Origin of the sequence: Rhodoferax ferrireducens, assembly GCF_003347515.1 — a bacterium.
Lineage (GTDB): Bacteria > Pseudomonadota > Gammaproteobacteria > Burkholderiales > Burkholderiaceae_C > Rhodoferax.
This window is the reverse complement of record NZ_QEII01000284.1, coordinates 93690-112172: the sequence shown is the minus strand read 5'-3', so window position 1 is coordinate 112172 and position 18483 is coordinate 93690. Positions and strand designations below refer to the sequence as shown.

The following is an 18483-nucleotide window of genomic DNA, read 5'->3' as shown; positions in this document are numbered from 1 at the left end:
CTCAGGTGTTCAAATGTTGGGCATGTGTTTGGCGTGAAGTCGGGGTAGCCCATCCTTCAAAATGCCGCCTACCGTGTAGAACGAACCAAAGACCACGATTCTATCAGTGGGGTCTGCCGCCTCGATGGCCGCCAGCAGGGCCTGCTGAGGGTCTGGGCAGACGGATGCCGTGGCATCTTTTCGGGTATTTTGGGCCTGCCACTTGTCGAGCAGCCTGGCACCTGACTCCGCCCGAGCCGTCGGCAAATCGGTGAAATACCACTTGTCGATCAAGGGATTGACCTTGACCAGCATGGCCGCCAGATCCTTGTCGGCCATCGCCCCAAAGACCGCGTGTGTGGTCGGAAAGTAGCCCATAGCGTCCAGATTGGCCGCCAGCGCCGCCACCGAATGCGGGTTGTGCGCCACGTCCAGCACCAAGGTGGGTTCACCGGGAATGATTTGAAACCGCCCCGGCAGCTCGACAAAAGCCAGCCCGTTGCGCACTGCCTGTGCCGTCACCGGCAGGCGGTCACGCAAAGCCGCCAGGGCCGCCAGCACGCCCGCCGCATTGACCAACTGGTTGGCCCCGCGCAGCGCCGGGTACGCCAGACCACTGTAGCGCCGCCCGCGCCCGGCCCAGCCCCATTGCTGTTTGTCACCCGACACATTGAAATCCACCCCAAAACGCCAGAGGTCGGCGTCAATCTCTTTGGCATGGTCCAGCACGCTTTGCGGCGGCATCGGGTCGCTCACGATCACGGGGCGGCCGGTGCGCATGATGCCGGCCTTCTCGAAGCCAATGCTCTCGCGGTCCACGCCCAGAAACTCGGTGTGGTCAATGTCCACGCTGGTGATCACGGCGCAATCGGGGTCAATGATGTTGACGGCGTCGAGCCGCCCGCCCAGGCCCACCTCCAGAATGACCACGTCCAGCGCGGATCTGGCCATCACGTCCAGAATCGCCAGCGTGGAAAATTCGAAGTAGGTCAACGAGACTTCAGCATCATTTAGGCCTCTAGCCCGCTCCACACCTGCGAAGGAAGCTACTAATTGTGCAGCATCCACCGGCTCGCCGCTGAGCCGCAGGCGCTCTTCAAAATGCACCAGATGGGGCGAGGTGTAGACCCCGGTGCGGTAGCCGGCCTGCAGCAGGATGGCTTCCAGCATGGCGCAGGTCGAGCCCTTGCCGTTGGTGCCAGCCACGGTGATGACCGGGCAGTCGAAGCAAATTTGCATGCGCTCGGCCACGGCACGCACGCGCTCCAGGCCCATGTCAATGTTTTTGGGATGCAATTGCTCGCAGTGGGCGAGCCAGTCCGGCAAGGTGTTCAGAGGGGTTTTCATACGACTGGGGATTGTCGCCCAGCTTGCGCCCGGTGGCATGATGCGGGCCATGAACACCCTTGCCAACCCTGCCCCCCTTGCAACTGCCCCCACTGTCTCCCTCTACGGCATCCCCAATTGCGACACCGTGAAAAAAGCGCGCAGCTGGCTGACCGAGCAGCGCGTGGACTACGCGTTTCATGACTTCAAGAAACTCAGCGTACCCGCTGACCAATTGCCCAACTGGCTGGCCGCCGTCGGCTGGGAAAAACTGATCAATCGCAAAGGCAACACCTGGCGCGGGCTGGACGACGCCACCCGCGCCGCGGTGGTGGACGCCGCAACCGCCAGCGCCTTGATGCTGGCCAACCCCAGCGTCATCAAGCGCCCGGTGGTGGTGTGGGCCGATGGCCGCGTGACGGTTGGCTTTGACGCCACTGAGTGGCTGGGCTCAATGCCGTAGTCGTCACGTGTTCTGAGCAGACGCGGCAAGCGATGCCCGGACGCTGGCGCCTCATACGCTTCGCTTTTTGAAATCGGCGCCATCGTCCGGGCATCGCTTGCCGCTTAACGCTTACCTAGAACGGTAGTGCGGCGAGTTGGGCCCGGATGCCGGGGGCGATTTCAAAAAGCGAAGCGCATGAGCCCCCGGCATTCGGGCCTGACTCGCCGCACGGGTTCCAGGACGCGTCGCACGGGTTAAGACCCCGATTAAAATGACCCACATGATTACATCCAAACTAGACGGCGTGTCCGTCAGCACCCAGGCCAGCGTTTACTTCGACGGCAAGTGCGTCAGCCATGGCATCACCTTCCCCGACGGCACGAAGAAATCCGTCGGTGTGATCCTGCCTGCGACCCTGACCTTCAACACCGGCGCACCGGAAATCATGGAATGCGTGGCGGGCGCGTGTGAGTACAAACTGGCCGGCACCGAGGTTTGGGTCAAGTCCTCGGCCGGTGAAAAATTCAGCGTGCCCGGCAACGCCAAGTTCGAGATCCGCGTGACCGAGCCTTACCACTACATCTGCCATTTCGGTTAAGCCGCTTACTTTTGCTCCGTTTTTTATAGCTGCTTCCGCATATTGTACGGGGGCTAGAGGCCAATTTCATGTCAAACACCATCCTGCAAAACACACCCATCGGTCAAAAAGTCGGCATCGCCTTCTCCGGAGGTCTGGACACCAGCGCCGCCCTGCACTGGATGAAACTCAAAGGTGCCCTGCCCTACGCCTATACCGCCAACCTGGGCCAGCCTGACGAGACCGACTACGACGAAATCCCGCGCAAAGCGATGGAATATGGCGCCGAACTGGCACGCCTGATCGACTGCCGCAGCCAGCTGGCCGCCGAAGGTCTGGCGGCGCTGCAAAGCGGCGCCTTTCACATCTCCACCGGTGGCGTGACCTACTTCAACACGACACCGATCGGCCGCGCCGTGACCGGCACCATGCTGGTCTCAGCCATGAAAGAGGACGACGTCAACATCTGGGGCGACGGCAGCACCTTCAAGGGCAACGACATCGAGCGTTTTTACCGCTACGGTCTGCTCACCAACCCGTCGCTGAAGATCTACAAACCCTGGCTGGATCAGGCCTTCATCGACGAGCTCGGCGGCCGCGCCGAGATGTCGGCGTTCATGACGCAGCACGGGTTTGGCTACAAGATGTCGGCCGAAAAAGCCTACTCGACCGATTCCAACATGCTGGGCGCTACCCACGAGGCGAAAGACCTGGAGCTGCTGAGCAGCGGCATGAAAATCGTCAACCCCATCATGGGCGTGGCCTTCTGGAAGGACGACGTCGAAGTTAAGCGTGAAGAAGTCACGGTGCGCTTTGAAGAAGGCCGCCCGGTGGCCCTGAATGGCGTCGAATACCCTGACTTGGTGAGCCTGATTCTGGAAGCCAACCGCATCGGCGGCCGCCACGGCTTGGGCATGAGCGACCAGATCGAAAACCGCATCATCGAAGCCAAGAGCCGCGGCATCTACGAAGCCCCCGGTCTGGCGCTGCTGTTCGCCTGCTACGAGCGCCTGGTGACCGGCATCCATAACGAAGACACCATCGAGCAGTACCGCGACAACGGCCGCAAACTCGGCCGCCTGTTGTACCAGGGCCGCTGGTTCGACCCGCAAGCCATCATGCTGCGTGAAACCGCGCAACGCTGGGTGGCACGCGCCGTCACCGGCGAAGTGACGCTGGAACTGCGTCGCGGCAACGACTACTCAATTTTGAACACCGAGTCGCCCAACCTGACCTACGCCCCTGAGCGCCTGAGCATGGAAAAGGTAGAAGACGCGCCCTTCTCCCCGCTGGACCGTATCGGCCAGCTGACCATGCGAAATCTGGACATTGTGGACACCCGCGCCAAGCTGGGCATCTATGCCAAGTCGGGCCTGCTGTCACTGGGCGAAGGCGGCGACTTTCTCAACCTGAGCAACGATAGCGGTAAATAAAGCCCGGCCGGTCAGTGCGAGCGCTGGCGAATCGCCAGTAAACCCTGGGTCGGCTGGTTTTGCGTGAGGTAATCTTGCGCAATCGGTAGCAGCGCGCTGGGCGTGATGCCCAGCGACTGCAGGCCGGGCAGCTTGCCGCTGGCCACGTTGTCGCGCTGCATCGAGTCCAGGTTGTCGCGGCTCATCAGCGGCCCGCCCGGTGCCAGCTCCATCAGCCGCGCCTGCAGGCGCCCCAGCCAGCGGGGCAGCGCCATCACCGGGCGGCCCCGCCCCTGGCGCACACCGCTGAGTTGCGCCGACAGTTGCACCAGCTCCTTCAGCGTGAACACATCAGGCCCGCACAGCTCCAGCACATGCGGCGCGTTGTCGGGGGAGGCGATGCCGCCACGCTCCAGGCACTTCACCACGGCGTTGGCGACATCTTCCACCCAGACCGGCTGGAACCGCGCATCGGCGTTTGCCAGCGGCATGATAGGCAGGTGCTTTTGCAGCCGGGCGAACAGGTTGAGAAACTTGTCTTCGGCGCCAAACATCACACTGGGCCGCAGAATGGTCAGGTCAAACCCGGCGCGCGCCGTAAGTCCAGCACCGGCACCGATCGCTGCCTGCATCAGCACCGCCTCGCCCTGACTCTTGCTGCGCAGGTACATGGAAGGCGCCGACTGGGCTTGCAGGGCATCGGCACCCAGTGCGCTGATGTGCACCAGTCGCTTGACGCCACCGGCAATGCAGGCACGCGCCAGCTTTTGCGGCAAGGCCACATGCACTTTGTCGAACGCTGCCTGATCGCCATGCAGGATGGCAATCAGGTTCACCACCGCATCATGACCGGCCACGGCACGCGTGAGCGCCGCTTCGTCGTGCACGTCCAGCTCCAACGGGGTCAAAAAGGGATAAATCAGCAGATTCCTGGCATGTGCCAAGCGCCGGGTCGGCACGGTGACGTGCACCTGCTTGCGCACCAGTTTTTCACACACATGGGTGCCAACAAAGCCGCTGCCGCCCAAGACCAGAATTTTTTCCATAAAGCCAATCTAGCGCTTTGTTCAGGCCCGAACCCTGCAAATTGTCAAGAAGGCCTACACCACGACCGGCTCGATCTCCAGGCGGATGCCAAAGCGCTCGTAAACGCTGGTCTGGATCGCGCGGGCCAAGGTCATCACCTCGCCGCCGCTGGCGCTGTCGCCGTCGTGCCCGCTGCCCCGGTTGACCAGCACCAGCGCCTGCTTGTCATACACCCCGGCCAGCCCGACCGACTTGCCGCGCCAGCCGCAGGAATCAATCAGCCAGCCCGCCGCCAGCTTGACCGAGCCATCGGCCAGACGGTAGTGCACCACCTTGGGGTCGCGCGCAATGATGTCAGCACACTGCTCCGGCGTCACCGTGGGGTTTTTGAAAAAACTGCCCGCATTGCCGATGACCGCCGGGTCCGGCAGCTTGGCGCGGCGAATCTCGCAGACCCAGTCAAACATTTGCTGCGCCGTCGGGTGGGTACAGCTGTGTTCGAGCATTTTCTTGTCAATATCGGCATAACCCAGCACCGGCTTCCAGAGCTTGGGCAGACTAAAACGCACGCGCAAAATCAGGGCCCTGCCCTTCAGGCCCACCCCCTGATGGCCGCTGGCGCCATGCTTGAACACCGAATCGCGGTAACCAAACCCACATTGCGCGGCGTCGAGGGTGAAGACCTGGCCGGTCTGCAGGTCCGCCGCATCCAGCGCCTCGAAGCGGTCTTGCAGCTCCACACCGTAAGCACCGACGTTTTGTACCGGCGAGGCGCCCACCGTGCCCGGAATCAGCGCCATGTTTTCCAGACCGGCGTAACCCTGCGCCAGCGTCCAGGCGACAAAATCATGCCAGTTTTCACCAGCACCCGCTTCCACAATGAAGGCTTTGGCGGTCTCTTGCACCAGCCGCCGGCCCATGATCTCGACCTTCAGAACCAGCGGCTTCACATCACCTGTCAACACGATGTTGCTGCCGCCGCCCAGCACGAACTTCGGCTCGGCGCCCCATGCGGGGTGCTGCAGCAACTCGTGCACGTCCAATTCGCTGGCAATGTGCACCAGCCTATGGGCCTTGGCCACGATGTGGAAGGTATTAAAAGCCTGGAGGGGGACGTTTTTCTCGACTAACATGACGGGATTGTCGCATTGGGGGTGTCCTCACCCCCGTTCGGGCCGAGCCTGTCGAAGCCCTTATCTATAAACTGCGTGCAGCCCTTCGACAGGCTCAGGGCCAGCGGATTTTTTTGGACGCCTACATGCCCTCTTTTGATACAGTTTGCGACGCCAACATGGTGGACGTCAAACATGCGGTGGAAAACACCACCAAGGAAATCGTCACCCGCTTTGACTTCAAAGGCACGCCCGCCTCGATTGAACTCAAGGACAAGGAAATCACCGTGATTGGCGATGCTGAGTTCCAGCTCAACCAGATCGAAGACATCCTGCGCAACAAGCTCACCAAGCGCAATGTGGACGTGCGTTTTCTGGACATGGGCGATGTGCAGAAAATGGGCGGCGACAAGGTCAAGCGCCTCATCAAGGTGCGCAGCGGGATCGAGACGGAAGTGTCCAAGAAGATCCAGCGCCTGCTCAAGGACAGCAAGCTCAAGGTGCAAGGCGCCATCCAGGAAGAAAAAGTGCGTGTCACCGGCGTCAAGCGCGATGACCTGCAGGCGGCCATGGCCTTGATCAAGAAAGAAATGACCGATATCCCGCTGACCTTCGACAACTTTCGCGATTGATGAAAACCACCGCCCTGCTGCTCGCGCTCTTGACCCTCGGCCCGCTGGCAATGGCCCAGACCGTGGCCTTGTCGGGCATGCTGGGCGGCAAGGCGCTGCTGATCGTCGATGGCAGTCCGCCTAAAACTGTGGCGGTGGGCGAGGCATTTCGCGGCGTCAAGATCGTCTCAACCCAGGGTGATCAGGCGGTGATGGAGATTGCCGGCAAACGGCACACGCTGCGCGTCGGTGAAGCGCCGGCCAGCGTCGGAGGCAGTGCGGGTGGCGAGGCCGGCGGCACCAGGGTGGTCTTGAGCGCCGGCAGCGGCGGCCACTTTTTTACCCAAGGCCAGATCAATGGCCGGGCCGTGCAGCTGGTGGTGGACACCGGCGCCACCATGGTGTCCCTGAGCGTGGCGGACGCCCAACGCGTCGGACTCAACTACAAGGCGGGCCAGGCCGTGCAAATGAGCACCGCCAATGGCGTCATCCCCGGCTGGCGGCTCAAGCTGGCCTCGGTGCGGATCGGCGATGTGGTGGTGTACGACGTCGATGCGATCGTGTCGTCGGGCGCCATGCCTTATGTTTTGCTGGGCAATAGTTTTTTGGCGCGCTTCCAGATGACGCGAACCAATGAACAAATGGTCCTTGAAAAGCGTTATTGAGGCCCCCGCGTGACCGTCCAGACCGAAAACGAATACGAAGACCTGCTCGGCCTGTGGTCCGACCTGGAATCGGGCCTGGGCATCATTCTGGGCAGCCCCGCCAGCATTCAGGAGTTTGAGCAGCGCGTGTGGCAGTACGACCGCTGGATGCAAGGCCTGCTGAAACGCGACACCGACGTGGGCTTGTACCTGCTGTTTCAACTGGCGACCAACTCACCCGTGGGCTACAGCGCCTCGCACGCGCTGGTCAGCGCCGTCCTGTGCCACCTGATTGCCGTCGAGCTGGGCCTGCCTCAAACCGAGCGCGACAACCTGGTGCATGCGGCCCTGACCATGAACATTGCCATGACCGCCCTGCAAGACCAACTGGCCGGACAAATTGAAAAGCCGAGCGCCGAGCAACAAGAAGCCATTCGCGTGCATGCCGTCAAAAGCGCCCTGATGCTCTCCAGCATGGGGGTGCGCGACGGGCTGTGGCTGGACACTATCAGCCACCACCATGATGAAAGCACCGATCAAGGTGAGTTGCGCGACATACCCGCGGTGAATCGGCTGGCGCGGATTTTGCGCGCGGTGGACCGTTACGCGGCCATGATCAGCCCCCGGAAAAATCGGGAAGGTCGCAGCGCCACCGATTCGGCACGCTCCATCATCACCAACTCGGCCGAGCGCCTTGACGAGGTCGGCCATGCGCTGGTGCGCGTCGTCGGGCTATGCCCGCCGGGCACCTATGTGCGCCTGGACAACAGAGAAGTGGCCGTGGTGATGCGCCGCAGCAGCCAACCCAACCACCCGTTTGTCGCCATCGTCATCAACGAAGCCGGCTCGCTGATGAACCCGCCCCGCCTGCACCGCACCGCCAATGGCGGCCCCGGCATCAAGTCCGCGCTGGCGGCCGCTGCGGTGCGCGAACGCCTTAACCACCATCTGATTTTGCAGATGGGTGCGTATGCGGCGCTGCATCCTTAAATACTATTGTTTTTATAGCTATCTGCGCTTATTGTGCGGGGGCTAGAGGCTGATTTGTTATAAATTTATGCGGTGAACCCAGGTAAAGCCCTGGGTTACAAAAACGGTTCTTTTGCGTAAGCTGAGGCTTCTTTCCCATAGGAGCACTTCATGCACATCGCCGCCAACGCAACCGTCCCCGACTACGGCACAAAGCCCGAACGGCCGGGCTTGTACCTTGGCCTGTTTCACGGTCGGCACGATCCCACTGATCAAATGGTCGACTGGGGGTTCAATGGCCCATTGATCGGGCCTTTGATCTTTGTCCATACCACTTACACAAGCAATATCAAACTGGGCTTTGAGACGGACATCGATGCCAAGCGCTACTTTCCGATTCAAACCGACACCATGCTGACGGTCAGTGACGACATGGTGCTTTTCGACAGCAAGTTCTACGGCGACTGGACCGTGTTTTATGTGGGGGAAGATGACTGCGCGCTGCCGCAGGACACGTTTCGAAAAGTCCCTCGGGCCCAGCATTCGTTGTATGGTCACTCGACGAATGTGAGCAGCCATCAGAAGACCTCCGACAGACAACACGCATAGGCTCCGGCAAGAAATACTTATCCTAGCCGCGCAGTACGCTGAACTTTCGAAATAACTCGGCAGACAAAGGCGCGGTTAGACCCCAAGTAACTGATATCGGGCGGTCTCCTTCGTGCGAGAGTAGGTCAAGTGGCCCGACTGCGACATAGGGCATGCCACGATTTTCGCGAACGAATAACTGAAATTCCCAGCCGTTGCCTGGACTTTCTGTATACCGACGACCTGTTTGATTATTTGCACTTGCGCGATTCTGTGTCTGCCAGTGAAACCGTTCTGGACTGATCGCGTAGTCTTTGAACTGGACGTTCTCAGAAAACCCCTCGCTTTTGTCCAGTGTGACGAACAATATTTCGATCTTGCAGCTATTCAACGGCACACATCCTCCATCTGCCAGAGGACGAACAAGAGGCGTTGAATATCCCACGGCTGTCAATATTTCACTGCGTGTGTAACGCCCATGAAGCGTCAGCGGCCATGAAGTCGGAGCACCCGGAAGTGAAACGGAATTCAAAGAACTGCGTTCGTACAGAATTTCACAAAGCTCTTTCAGTTCATCCAGTGCGACTGGATTGCTTTTCAGAAGATCAAGAAAATCATGACTGGTAATCAACGCATTTCGCGATGGCAACAACTCATGCGCGAGCATTTGAATGCATATTTCGTCGGCTGGTTGTTCAGAAAATGCGTTGCGCCATGCACATAAGACCCTTGGGTCATCAGCATGAAGAATGCTCGTGACACGGCGAACCATATCTGACTCACGTTCGCCAACCGCACGTCGTTCAAGCCCCACATCTCGCTTCAAACTAGTCCACGAACGCCCATTGGCATAAACATCTGCCAACTCCAATTGGCAGTCAAGCAAAAAGGATTTCAAGGTGACTGACACCCCGTTTTGCAGAGCTGCCCAAGCCGACAGTTCTGCGCGAAGCCGAACAACATTGAGATTCAGACTCAACTTCAGGTTGTCCAATACGCGAGCACGCGCCACGCGGTCAAACTGAATATGCACGCCGGCAGGTAAGTTCGTGAATCCCTGATCTACCGAGACTTCCAGCCCTTTGCGAGACAAGCCGGTAATAGAGCGCAACAAAATATCAAACCGGAAATCATTGCCATACAAGCCTACGAAATCCAACACCAAACATGCATTTTTCCCTTTTGCCAATCTAAGCCCACGGCCAATTTGTTGTTGAAATATGACGGGACTCTGCGTAGGACGCAAAAGAAAGACTGCGTTGGCGTCGGGAATGTCAACACCTTCATTGAACACGTCACAGCTGCAAATTACTTTGATGTCGCCAGTCTGAAGTTTTTTAACGGCTGCGATGCGCGCATCTGGCAAATCAGCACCTGACAGAGCAATGGCAGGTAGACCCGAGCGAGAGAAATACGCAGCCATGAAATTTGCATGCGCAACGCTGACGCAAAACGCAAGCCCTTTGAGTTTGCTTGGATCAGATACGTACAACAAGACAGCATTCAAAACGCTACGTGCGCGAACGTCATTGCCAGAAATGATTTTGGACAGCTGAGCTGTTTCATCACCGCGGCGCCATTCGACGGATGAGAAATCAGTATCGTCGGCCGTTGCGTAGTACTCAAAAGGCGCCAATAGCTCTTGATCAAGCGCGTCCCATAGTCGCAAAGACACTGCGGGCGAGCCATCTGGACGTGCATCAAAGTAAATTCCCAAACTCTGACCATCTGAACGCTCTGGCGTCGCCGTAAGACCTAGCAAATAGTACGGTTGAATCAATTTCATGAATTGATCAAACGTTGTTGCCGGCAGATGGTGTGCCTCATCAACGATGACAATCCGCCAAAAATCAGCACCCAAGCGCTCAACCAATTGGCGACTATGAAGGGTAGTGATGGTGGCAAATAGATGTCCATATTGATTGGGCGCATTCTGGCCATCCATGAGCTCACCAAATGCAGGATCACGCAAAACCTGTCTAAACGTCGAAAGTGCTTGCGACAAAATTTGCGTACGGTGCGCGACAAACAATAACCTGGGAGCGCCCCCTTCCTCTTCCTTGAGACGAAGGTAGTCAAAAGCGGCCACCACCGTTTTGCCTGTTCCGGTCGCGGCAACGACCAAATTGCGACGACGCCCAAGTCGGCGCTCTGCCGACAACCGGTCCAACATTTCCTGTTGGTAGGATTTGGGACGCAGATCAAACCATGTTTGAATGGCGACGACCTGACCATCTGACGAACTCTTGCCATAGCCCCGTTGTTCGGCCAAGGCCTGTTTCAGTGCCTCTCTATGGAGTTCGTTTGAAGGGTCATACGACTGGAATTCCTGATCATTCCAAAGGGTTTCAAAATTTGCAACAGCGGCGGAAAAAAGCAATGGATCACCAAACTGGGTAAATTTCACGGTCCATTCAATACCGCCGATCAGTGCCGATTCGGATAGGTTCGCGCTACCGACGAAAGCCGTTCCAAAACTTGTCTTGCGGTGGAATATCCACGCTTTGGCATGCAACCGGGTTCGTCGTCCGTCCAGTGATACCCTCAATTCAACACCTGGCAGCCGTGCAAATGCATCAACCGCACGAACTTCTGTTGCGCCAATATAGGTAGTCGTTAGTATTCTGAATATTGTTTTTGGCTTTCCGACAGCGTCCAAGGCCGTAATTCGGGTCAGGACGTCAAGTAACTTTCGTACACCACTCCAAGTGATAAAGCTGACCAGAATATCCACGCGATCAACGGATTGAAGCTCGGCGCGTAGCTCCTTGAGCATGGAGGGATCTGATTTGGCTGAGGTGAAAAGCCACGGATGACGCAAGCCTGTGCTGGGAGAAACGGTATCTGCACTTGAGTTGTGGATCGAACGGAGTACCTGTGGCGGGATGGCAATTACGCGGTCATCTTCTGCATCACGGACGCGCAGGGATACCAATATTTGCCGCATCAACTGGATCTCAGCTTTTGCTTTTTCGCTGGCTTCAGCATCTCCAGCAGCAGCGTCCAGCAACTCCGGCAAGCGCCGAACTAATTCCGCAACAATTAGTTCTCGGCGTTGGTGAGATGTAGGTTCTTTGAGAAGGGCCCGATTTTGGTTTCCCAGGCGAGTAAGTTCGCCAACTTCATCCTCGTAGACGAGTCTGTCGTATAAGCTATGAGGAAGAGTCGCCATTTTTTCCTGAAACCACTTTTTTGTGGCGAATAATTTCTTGTGAAGCTCCCAGTCTAGTCCAGGGACTTATTCATGGAAAATCGTATGAGCAGGAGCTGCAGGAGGAATTCAACTCTTAGTTTTCAGTGAGCGCGATGCAGCAACAATTTTTCGCGTGACTGCCGGCGATGGCGGTTCAATGGGCGAAGTTACTTTCGCAGTAAGTCCAAGGCGCTCAGTAAATTTTTCTTTTTTCTGTTCACCTACTGGTAACTTTTCAAGGAAACAGCCTGGCCACATGCACCGCCGCCCGGACAGTAACGCTGCAATCGCGCTCATCCTGATCAAAGTACACGATGTAATTCTCATGCGCCACCAACTCAAAGGCGCCCGCCACGCGGGTGCTTGCGCGGCGCGGAAAGTTGGGGTCGGCGAGTTGATCCACCTGCTCATCGATCAGCAGCCACATGTCGATGGCGGCGCCTGGGTTGTCTTGGGCAATCCAGGCTTCAATGGCGTCGAGGTCTTCCCGGTATTCAGGGCGGCGAATGACGCGCCAGATGGCACAGCTCATGCGGCCTTGTCGCCTTGTACCGCCTCGCGTTCTGCCAGCTTCGCGGCGCGGATGCGCTGCCATTCGTCATCGGCGATGGCGGGGCGAGGGTCGGCGCGGCTGGTTTCCACTTTGGCGCGAACCCAGCGGTCGTATTCGGCGGCGCGGGTCAGGGCTTCGGCCCGGTCGGGCCGACTGCGCCGCGCCAGCCCCGCTTGCTCGGGCTGCCAGCGCTCCAGCCGATCCAGCACGATGCGGCGCACGCCCAGTTTGTGCAGCAGTTTCAGGGCACTGTCCACCGTGCCAAACAGGCGGGGTTCCGACTTGCGCGCCTGCACCAGCATGGCGTCGCCCTTGAGGGTGAGGAATTTCACGGCAAACCAGGCGCCTATCGGTTCAATCTCCACCGATTGAACCGCGCCATGTTCAAACGCCGTCTGGAATTGGGATTGGGTCAGGGTTTGCATTTATGTCTGATTAACGTTGTTTGTTGGTAGTCTATACGTTATTTATGGAATCCATGTGATTCGGAGAGCAGCTTCCTGCAAACGCGCAGGCCATGGTGAAATGTCAGAAACAGTGATACATTTCTAACTAATCTACGAATTCTCCTGCAAATATGCTCCCAGAAACCATCCTGCTGCACGCCCAGTCCCTGCCCGAGGGTGGCGTGCTGTCGCCCAAGGAGTTCCTGCATCTGGGCAGCCGCGCAGCCATTGATCAGGCGCTTTCCCGGCTGTCCAGAGAAGGCAAACTTTTGCGGGTAGCACGCGGGACCTATGTCGCCCCCATATCCAGCCGGTTCGGCGTCCGTTCGCCCGCACCGGAAAAAGTCGTGGAATCGTTGGCGGCGCAAAACGGTGAAGTGGTCGCCCCGCACGGCGCCACCGCCGCCAACGCCTTGGGGCTCACCCAGCAGGTGCCCATCCGCGAGGTCTACCTGACGTCGGGTCGTACCCGCAAGCTCAAGCTTGGCCGCTCCGAGGTGCTGGTCAAACATGTGCCGCGCTGGATGCTGGCCTTGGGTACTGGCCCAGCTGGCGCGGCGGTGCGCGCCCTGGCATGGATGGGTCAAGCGCATGTTGGTGAGTCGCTGGCGGTCCTGCGCCGGAACCTGCCGCCGACGGAATGGCGCACGCTGGCATCTTCGCGCGCGGTGCTACCGTCCTGGATGGCGCGGGCCATCGGCGAGGAAGCGGCCCGTGGCTGAACCCTTCCTGGCGCTCAACCGGGACGATCAGCGCGAAGTTCTGGAAGTTGCCCGTGAGAAAACGGATCGCCCAACGCATCTGCTGGAAAAGGACGTGTGGGTCGTCTGGACTCTGGGCGCTCTCTTTGATTCACCGCTGGCTGCTGATCTGACTTTCAAGGGCGGCACATCCCTGTCCAAAGCGTACAAGGTCATTGATCGGTTCTCCGAGGACATTGACCTTACCTATGACATCCGCAAGCTGATCCCGGAATTGGTCGGGGACCTGAGCGACGAAGGCGGGGCCTTACCAACCAATCGCAGTCAGGCGAACAAATGGACCAAGGCGGTGCGCGAGCGCTTGCCCGATTGGATCGCATCGAATGTGCGGCCGATCCTTGAGGCGGCGTTACTGCGAGACGGGCTGGAAGCGAACCTGGAAATCGGTGGCAAGGAAAATGACCAATTGCTGCTGCACTACCCGGCAGTCAAAGCTGGCACGGGCTATGTCTCTCCTGTCGTGGCATTGGAGTTCGGCGGGCGCGCCACAGGGGAGCCGCACCAGGTGCTGCCGGTCACATGTGACATGGACGGACATGTTTTGAATGTTTTATTTCCCACCGCATTGCCCCAAGTAATGAGTGTGGCGCGCACCTTTTGGGAAAAGGCAACCGCAGCGCATGTCTATTGCGCACAGGGACGAATCCGCAGCGAACGTTACGCGCGCCATTGGCACGACTTGGCCGCCATCGGGCGCAGTCATTACTTCGCAAGTGCTATTGCGGACCGGCTTGTGGCCCATGCCGTGGGTCGACACAAATCATTTTTCTTTCCGGAGAAGGACAGCACAGGTGCCGTCATCGACTATCTGCCTGCTGTCACGGGACTATTGAAAATTGTCCCGGTAGGTGCAGCCCGCGCCGCGCTGGCCGAGGACTACGCGAACATGCTTGAAGACCAGATCATGCTCGGCCACGCCCTCACCTTCGACCAACTGATGCACGCCTGCAGCGAGATCGAGACACGGGCGAACAGCGTGTAGGTGGCGACGAGCAAAAATTCGTTTATCAGCTTGCCGGGGCGCCTGCAGAATTTGCTCTAATTTTTGTAGCTTCTTACGCATATAAGACGGGAGCTACAGCCAGCAATAGACCGACTTGCGGCTCAGTACCTGAGCCGCCCTTTCAGCGCTCCGCTGTCTGCCATGGGTTGATGACTTCCAGTCCGGCATAGTCAAAGTCTTTGGTGTTGCGGGTGACCAGCCGCAAGTCATGGTGTAGCGCCGTCGCGGCCAGCAGGCTGTCAATGGCGGGCACGGGGCGGCCCGCTTGCGCGAGCAACCGGCCCCAGTGGTCGGCCACATCTGGACCAATCGGCAAAATGCGCGGGCCAAACCAATCGCGCAGATCGTGCTCCAGCCAGAGGCGCAGCTTTTCGCGGCGCTGAGTGTCCTCGGGACTGGCCAGTTTCTCGACACCTTTGCGAATCTCGCCCAGTGTCAAGGCGCTCAAAAACAGGGCCTCGTCCGGCGTATTCGCAAACCAGTCCAGCACGGCGGCGTCAGGTTTCGGGCGCACCAGCTCCGAGATCACGTTGGTGTCGATCAAATAGCTCACAGCGCGATCTCGCGCGTCAAGCCGGGTGGTCGCCCGGTATCCAGCTCCAGCCCGACCATGGGAGAGCGGCGCATGAACTCGACAAACCCGGGTTTGGGATGCGTCAGGCGGGCGTATTCCGCGCGCGAAATCAGCACCGCCACGGGCTCGCCGCGTACTGTGATGCCCTGCGGCCCTTCATTCAGTGCACGCTTTACCACTTCGCTGAACTTGCCTTTTGCTTCCTGCAATTGCCATGTAGACATGAGAACCTCCAATCTGGTCAGACTAGTCAGATTGTAATTTAGATGCGCTGACAGAATGAATGACGCGGGTAATCGGCGAGGAAGCGGTCTGTGCCTGAGCCATTTTTTACCCCACCGCCAGTGCCGTTTTGCTCACCACCCGGCGCAGCACGAAGCTGGAATGCACGCCGGTCACGCCCTCGATCCGCGTGATCTGGTTGAGCAGCAAGGACTGGTAGTGATCCATGTCGCGCACCGCCACCTTGAGCTGGTAGTCGGCATCCTGGCCAGTGATCAGCAAGCATTCCAGCACCTCGGGCAGCACGCTCACGGCGGCCTCGAAGTTGGCAAAGCGCTCGGGCGTGTGCTTGTCCATGGAGATGTGGATCAGCGCCATCAGGGTCAGACCTAGCATCTTGGCGTCCAGCAGCGCCCGGTAACCGACGATCAGGCCCGATTCTTCCAGCGCGCGCACCCGGCGCAGGCACGGGGACGGCGACAGGCCGATGCGGTCAGCCAGATCCTGGTTGTTGATACGGCCATCTTGCTGCAGCACTTCAAGAATGTGCTGGTCGTAGCGGTCGAGTTTCATGGTTTGCCTCAATTTTCGAATGCAAAGGCAGATTATTCCAAAATTATTCAGTCCATTGGCAGTATGCAGTTATAAATTTGATCTTTATGAAAACTACGCAATCTGCTGCGGCACTGCCCGACCTACACTTGTTTCACCTGTTACCCACGGGCAAAAGCAACAAACCGGTTACCGCCCAATGTTGCGCAGGCTGACCTCACGAGGGTTGCAATGCAAAACCAGTACCCCGGCGAAACATTCGCCCGGGGTCACGTCTTTCGGCGATGTTCAGTTCATCCGCCCCATCCGCTCCGCGGCGTCCTGCAAGCCGGCAAGAATGCTGTCCGCCACATGCGCCGGAAATTGCGCTGGCAGTGCGGCGCGGACCCGCTCAATGACCGCTGGCGTTATTTGCAGCATCTCCTCAATGAGGCTTTCAGCCGAGTCGCCAATACCGTTACGCCGGGCGGCTTCGTTCCAGTGGCGTCGCAGCACATCGCGCATCTTCCAGTGCGGATTTTTTCCGCGCACGGCCATGGCCAACTTGACCTTGAAGGGGTTGATTTGATTTGCTCTTTTACCAAGCATGGGATAGGCGGACAACACGTCATACAGCGGCGTCATCGAAAATGCGCCGCGCGGCGCCAGATGGATGCTGAAGTTTTTGGCGTGACCGTCGGGCGCGCACAGCAGCCAGAACAGCAGTTGAGCCCGGAAAAAATTCGTGCGGTCAAGGTCTCGCTGTTCGGATGTCGCCAGCAGGCTCAAAATCCGGTCCATGCCCGGGCCGCCATCGACTTCATACTTGATGAGCGGTGACGTACCCGTGGCCTGACACATGTCTTCCTGCGGCAGGCGCAACAAGGCCTTGCGGTCGGGTGTCCAGCGCCGGTCGAAACGCTCCACGATCAGTGCCTTGGTGCCATTGAAGTCCCCAAGTTCGCAGCCGGCCACTGGCAGCCCATAGGCGGCCAGGATCTGGGCACATAGCCATTCGTTTTCGACCGAGTCACGCAAATCCAGCGCCTGGTTGCCGACCAGGCCAAGGGGAAGTTTCAGGATGTGTGTGGTGGGAGTCGCGCCGGTGGGCCGCAGCCATTGGCTACCCACGCGCAACAGCGCCGTTTTTTCCTGCGCGCCAGCAATCGAAATCCGGAAATCCGCGCTGTCATCGCCCCCGCCCAGACGTGTGCCTGGCGCGACAGCGGCAGCGAGTTCCCTGGCGACACCGGCGTCATCAAGGGCCATACCTTCGATGGCAAAAGGGTCGCCCGGATTCTGCCCCTCGGGCACGATCTGCAACGCGCCCACACAGTCGCGGCCAATCTCGGTCAGCAGATCGAACGCTTCGGTGCTGCCGGTCTTGAAACGCTGGGCCAACCGTTCCAGAATGGGCTGGCTATCGGGCAACAAGTTGGAGAAGTAGTTGCGTACGGTCTCGCCCTGATGCGGCAGGTTGCCGGGCTGAAATGGCAGAGACAAGGACAAGGGCCGCCCCAGTGGCGCATCGAACCATGTCTTTGCGTAGCTCAGGGTGTCGCGTGCCGCATGGCGCGACCAGACACCTACGTGTTGACCATTCATCCACAGGTCTAGATGTTTCGTAAGCGAGCGTCGTCCCATGGCTTACCAATCCGCAGGCGTTGGCTTGACCGCTATGTCGCTGTCTTGTGGCTGCTTGTCGCGAAGAACCAACTCGGCGCCCACCGCCGAGAGCATGCGCATCAGGCTGCTCACACTGGCCTTTGAAGCATTGCGCTCCATAGCTGAAGCGGTTTGCTGGGTCACGCCCAGCGCACGCGCCAGATCGGCCTGGGTCATGCCTCGGGCTTGACGAAAACTCTTGAGTAAAAGCGATACTTGGCTTTCGCTACGGATTGGATAATCATTCATACAGTTCATAAGCTGTTAATTAGATTTACAAATCTTAAGCTGTATTTTCGATTTACACAAGATAGGCTGTTTTATGCCCCACGAACCCCGCCTCAGCCGCGATCTGCGCATCTTGCTCAACACCCAGCGCGTTGCGGCCCTGGGCACGCTGGGCGAAGACGGTCTGCCGTTTGTCTCGATGGTGCCTTTTGCAGTGGAGCCGCTCGGTGCGTGTCTGGTGATCCATGTCAGCGGGCTGGCGGTCCACACGCGCAATTTGCAGGTCTCGCCCAACGTGTCCCTGCTGGTGATGCAGGCGGAGGTGGCGGGTGAGCCCGTGCACGCCCTGCCCCGCGTCACGCTGATCGGGCAAGCCACGGTATTGGAGCGCGACAGCGCTGAATGGACGCAGAGCCGCGCCGCTTATCTAGCGCGCTTTCCCGAGGCCGAGCCGATGACACAGTTGGGCGACTTCATGTTTGTGGCGATCCACTTGGCTGGCGCGCGCCAGGTGGCGGGTTTTGGCGCGGCGCGCTCGCTGGATGCGCAGACTTTAGAGAGCGTTTTGCGGCCGTTGGCCTAGATCGTCATTGCGAGCGTAGCGCGGCAATCCATCGT

21 protein-coding genes are annotated in these 18483 nt (G+C 58.9%); 10 read left to right on the top strand and 11 right to left on the bottom strand.

Features of this window, described 5'->3' with window-relative positions; genetic code table 11:
* Positions 1 to 9: 9 nt before the first annotated feature.
* A complete protein-coding gene (gene folC, locus C5P05_RS17275; protein WP_114971078.1) occupies positions 10 to 1326 on the bottom strand; it encodes a bifunctional tetrahydrofolate synthase/dihydrofolate synthase in 1317 nt (438 codons plus the stop codon).
* Between the two features lie 40 nt (positions 1327 to 1366).
* Between folC and C5P05_RS17270 the strand changes: the two genes are divergently transcribed.
* The 3 genes from C5P05_RS17270 to argG all read left to right on the top strand — a co-directional run bounded on the left by C5P05_RS17270 (position 1367) and on the right by argG (position 3760).
* Positions 1367 to 1768, top strand: a complete 402-nt coding sequence (locus C5P05_RS17270) for an ArsC family reductase (RefSeq protein ID WP_114971104.1) — start codon at positions 1367 to 1369, stop codon at positions 1766 to 1768.
* Positions 1769 to 2030: 262 nt separating this feature from the next.
* Entirely contained in the window at positions 2031 to 2348 is a 318-nt protein-coding gene (locus C5P05_RS17265) for a pyrimidine/purine nucleoside phosphorylase (RefSeq protein ID WP_114971077.1), read from the top strand.
* A gap of 68 nt (positions 2349 to 2416) precedes the next feature.
* Complete coding sequence (gene argG, locus C5P05_RS17260) at positions 2417 to 3760, top strand: argininosuccinate synthase (protein ID WP_114971076.1); 1344 nt, start codon at positions 2417 to 2419, stop codon at positions 3758 to 3760.
* Positions 3761 to 3771: 11 nt separating this feature from the next.
* Here the strand turns inward: argG and C5P05_RS17255 are convergent, their stop codons facing one another.
* Together C5P05_RS17255 and murB are read right to left on the bottom strand one after the other, a co-directional pair.
* Positions 3772 to 4785 carry a complex I NDUFA9 subunit family protein gene (locus C5P05_RS17255; RefSeq protein WP_114971075.1) on the bottom strand — a complete coding sequence of 338 codons (1014 nt, stop codon included), beginning with the start codon at positions 4783 to 4785 and terminating at the stop codon, positions 3772 to 3774.
* A gap of 54 nt (positions 4786 to 4839) precedes the next feature.
* Entirely contained in the window at positions 4840 to 5898 is a 1059-nt protein-coding gene (gene murB / locus C5P05_RS17250) for a UDP-N-acetylmuramate dehydrogenase (protein WP_114971074.1), read from the bottom strand.
* Between the two features lie 125 nt (positions 5899 to 6023).
* On the opposite strand from murB, the gene C5P05_RS17245 reads away from it, so the two are divergent.
* The 4 genes from C5P05_RS17245 to C5P05_RS17230 all read left to right on the top strand — a co-directional run bounded on the left by C5P05_RS17245 (position 6024) and on the right by C5P05_RS17230 (position 8710).
* Positions 6024 to 6509: a YajQ family cyclic di-GMP-binding protein gene (locus C5P05_RS17245; protein WP_114971103.1), complete on the top strand. Its 486-nt coding sequence runs from the start codon at positions 6024 to 6026 to the stop codon at positions 6507 to 6509.
* Positions 6509 to 7153 carry a retropepsin-like aspartic protease family protein gene (locus C5P05_RS17240; RefSeq protein ID WP_232834549.1) on the top strand — a complete coding sequence of 215 codons (645 nt, stop codon included), beginning with the start codon at positions 6509 to 6511 and terminating at the stop codon, positions 7151 to 7153. Before C5P05_RS17245 ends, C5P05_RS17240 begins: the two co-directional genes overlap by 1 nt.
* Positions 7154 to 7162: 9 nt before the next feature.
* Complete coding sequence (locus tag C5P05_RS17235) at positions 7163 to 8122, top strand: HD-GYP domain-containing protein (RefSeq protein ID WP_114971073.1); 960 nt, start codon at positions 7163 to 7165, stop codon at positions 8120 to 8122.
* A gap of 150 nt (positions 8123 to 8272) precedes the next feature.
* Positions 8273 to 8710 (top strand): hypothetical protein, encoded by a 438-nt coding sequence (locus C5P05_RS17230; protein WP_114971072.1) that lies wholly within the window; start codon positions 8273 to 8275, stop codon positions 8708 to 8710.
* A gap of 22 nt (positions 8711 to 8732) precedes the next feature.
* Here the strand turns inward: C5P05_RS17230 and C5P05_RS17225 are convergent, their stop codons facing one another.
* The 3 genes from C5P05_RS17225 to C5P05_RS17215 all read right to left on the bottom strand — a co-directional run bounded on the left by C5P05_RS17225 (position 8733) and on the right by C5P05_RS17215 (position 12860).
* Positions 8733 to 11861, bottom strand: a complete 3129-nt coding sequence (locus C5P05_RS17225) for a DUF3427 domain-containing protein (RefSeq protein ID WP_114971071.1) — start codon at positions 11859 to 11861, stop codon at positions 8733 to 8735.
* Positions 11862 to 12117: 256 nt separating this feature from the next.
* Positions 12118 to 12414, bottom strand: coding sequence for a type II toxin-antitoxin system RelE/ParE family toxin (locus C5P05_RS17220; protein WP_114971070.1), 297 nt, complete (start codon positions 12412 to 12414; stop codon positions 12118 to 12120).
* The gene (locus C5P05_RS17215; protein ID WP_114971069.1) at positions 12411 to 12860 is read right to left on the bottom strand and encodes a hypothetical protein; all 450 of its coding nucleotides are present in this window, start codon (positions 12858 to 12860) and stop codon (positions 12411 to 12413) included. Before C5P05_RS17215 ends, C5P05_RS17220 begins: the two co-directional genes overlap by 4 nt.
* A 152-nt stretch (positions 12861 to 13012) precedes the next feature.
* Here C5P05_RS17215 and C5P05_RS34045 point away from each other — a divergent pair, with 152 nt between their 5' ends.
* Both C5P05_RS34045 and C5P05_RS17210 read left to right on the top strand, forming a co-directional pair.
* Positions 13013 to 13603 (top strand): DUF6088 family protein, encoded by a 591-nt coding sequence (locus C5P05_RS34045; protein WP_198674761.1) that lies wholly within the window; start codon positions 13013 to 13015, stop codon positions 13601 to 13603.
* Positions 13596 to 14624 (top strand): nucleotidyl transferase AbiEii/AbiGii toxin family protein, encoded by a 1029-nt coding sequence (locus C5P05_RS17210; protein WP_198674760.1) that lies wholly within the window; start codon positions 13596 to 13598, stop codon positions 14622 to 14624. The genes C5P05_RS34045 and C5P05_RS17210 overlap by 8 nt, the downstream gene beginning before the upstream one ends.
* A 142-nt stretch (positions 14625 to 14766) precedes the next feature.
* Here C5P05_RS17210 and C5P05_RS17205 read toward each other — a convergent pair whose 3' ends face one another.
* From C5P05_RS17205 to C5P05_RS17185, 5 genes are all read right to left on the bottom strand, one after another.
* The gene (locus C5P05_RS17205) at positions 14767 to 15198 is read right to left on the bottom strand and encodes a type II toxin-antitoxin system VapC family toxin (RefSeq protein ID WP_114971067.1); all 432 of its coding nucleotides are present in this window, start codon (positions 15196 to 15198) and stop codon (positions 14767 to 14769) included.
* Positions 15195 to 15443, bottom strand: a complete 249-nt coding sequence (locus C5P05_RS17200) for a type II toxin-antitoxin system Phd/YefM family antitoxin (RefSeq protein ID WP_114971066.1) — start codon at positions 15441 to 15443, stop codon at positions 15195 to 15197. Before C5P05_RS17200 ends, C5P05_RS17205 begins: the two co-directional genes overlap by 4 nt.
* A 106-nt stretch (positions 15444 to 15549) precedes the next feature.
* Positions 15550 to 16014, bottom strand: coding sequence for an Lrp/AsnC family transcriptional regulator (locus C5P05_RS17195; RefSeq protein ID WP_114971065.1), 465 nt, complete (start codon positions 16012 to 16014; stop codon positions 15550 to 15552).
* A gap of 267 nt (positions 16015 to 16281) precedes the next feature.
* On the bottom strand, positions 16282 to 17616 hold the full coding sequence (locus C5P05_RS17190; protein ID WP_114971064.1) for a type II toxin-antitoxin system HipA family toxin: 1335 nt from the start codon (positions 17614 to 17616) through the stop codon (positions 16282 to 16284).
* Between the two features lie 3 nt (positions 17617 to 17619).
* Complete coding sequence (locus tag C5P05_RS17185; protein WP_114971063.1) at positions 17620 to 17886, bottom strand: helix-turn-helix transcriptional regulator; 267 nt, start codon at positions 17884 to 17886, stop codon at positions 17620 to 17622.
* A 73-nt stretch (positions 17887 to 17959) separates the two neighbouring features.
* On the opposite strand from C5P05_RS17185, the gene C5P05_RS17180 reads away from it, so the two are divergent.
* A complete protein-coding gene (locus C5P05_RS17180) occupies positions 17960 to 18448 on the top strand; it encodes a HugZ family protein (RefSeq protein ID WP_114971062.1) in 489 nt (162 codons plus the stop codon).
* Positions 18449 to 18483: the final 35 nt, after the last annotated feature.

Coding starts and splice junctions, on each gene's coding strand:
- C5P05_RS17225 (WP_114971071.1), bottom strand. CDS start 11,861: ATGGCGACTCTTCCTCATAGCTTATACGACAGACTCGTCTACGAGGAT.
- C5P05_RS17270 (WP_114971104.1), top strand. CDS start 1,367: ATGCGGGCCATGAACACCCTTGCCAACCCTGCCCCCCTTGCAACTGCC.
- C5P05_RS17265 (WP_114971077.1), top strand. CDS start 2,031: ATGATTACATCCAAACTAGACGGCGTGTCCGTCAGCACCCAGGCCAGC.
- C5P05_RS17195 (WP_114971065.1), bottom strand. CDS start 16,014: ATGAAACTCGACCGCTACGACCAGCACATTCTTGAAGTGCTGCAGCAA.
- argG (WP_114971076.1), top strand. CDS start 2,417: ATGTCAAACACCATCCTGCAAAACACACCCATCGGTCAAAAAGTCGGC.
- C5P05_RS17255 (WP_114971075.1), bottom strand. CDS start 4,785: ATGGAAAAAATTCTGGTCTTGGGCGGCAGCGGCTTTGTTGGCACCCAT.
- murB (WP_114971074.1), bottom strand. CDS start 5,898: ATGTTAGTCGAGAAAAACGTCCCCCTCCAGGCTTTTAATACCTTCCAC.
- C5P05_RS17180 (WP_114971062.1), top strand. CDS start 17,960: ATGCCCCACGAACCCCGCCTCAGCCGCGATCTGCGCATCTTGCTCAAC.
- C5P05_RS17190 (WP_114971064.1), bottom strand. CDS start 17,616: ATGGGACGACGCTCGCTTACGAAACATCTAGACCTGTGGATGAATGGT.
- C5P05_RS17240 (WP_232834549.1), top strand. CDS start 6,509: ATGAAAACCACCGCCCTGCTGCTCGCGCTCTTGACCCTCGGCCCGCTG.
- C5P05_RS17200 (WP_114971066.1), bottom strand. CDS start 15,443: ATGTCTACATGGCAATTGCAGGAAGCAAAAGGCAAGTTCAGCGAAGTG.
- folC (WP_114971078.1), bottom strand. CDS start 1,326: ATGAAAACCCCTCTGAACACCTTGCCGGACTGGCTCGCCCACTGCGAG.
- C5P05_RS17220 (WP_114971070.1), bottom strand. CDS start 12,414: ATGAGCTGTGCCATCTGGCGCGTCATTCGCCGCCCTGAATACCGGGAA.
- C5P05_RS17215 (WP_114971069.1), bottom strand. CDS start 12,860: ATGCAAACCCTGACCCAATCCCAATTCCAGACGGCGTTTGAACATGGC.
- C5P05_RS17245 (WP_114971103.1), top strand. CDS start 6,024: ATGCCCTCTTTTGATACAGTTTGCGACGCCAACATGGTGGACGTCAAA.
- C5P05_RS17185 (WP_114971063.1), bottom strand. CDS start 17,886: ATGAATGATTATCCAATCCGTAGCGAAAGCCAAGTATCGCTTTTACTC.
- C5P05_RS17230 (WP_114971072.1), top strand. CDS start 8,273: ATGCACATCGCCGCCAACGCAACCGTCCCCGACTACGGCACAAAGCCC.
- C5P05_RS34045 (WP_198674761.1), top strand. CDS start 13,013: ATGCTCCCAGAAACCATCCTGCTGCACGCCCAGTCCCTGCCCGAGGGT.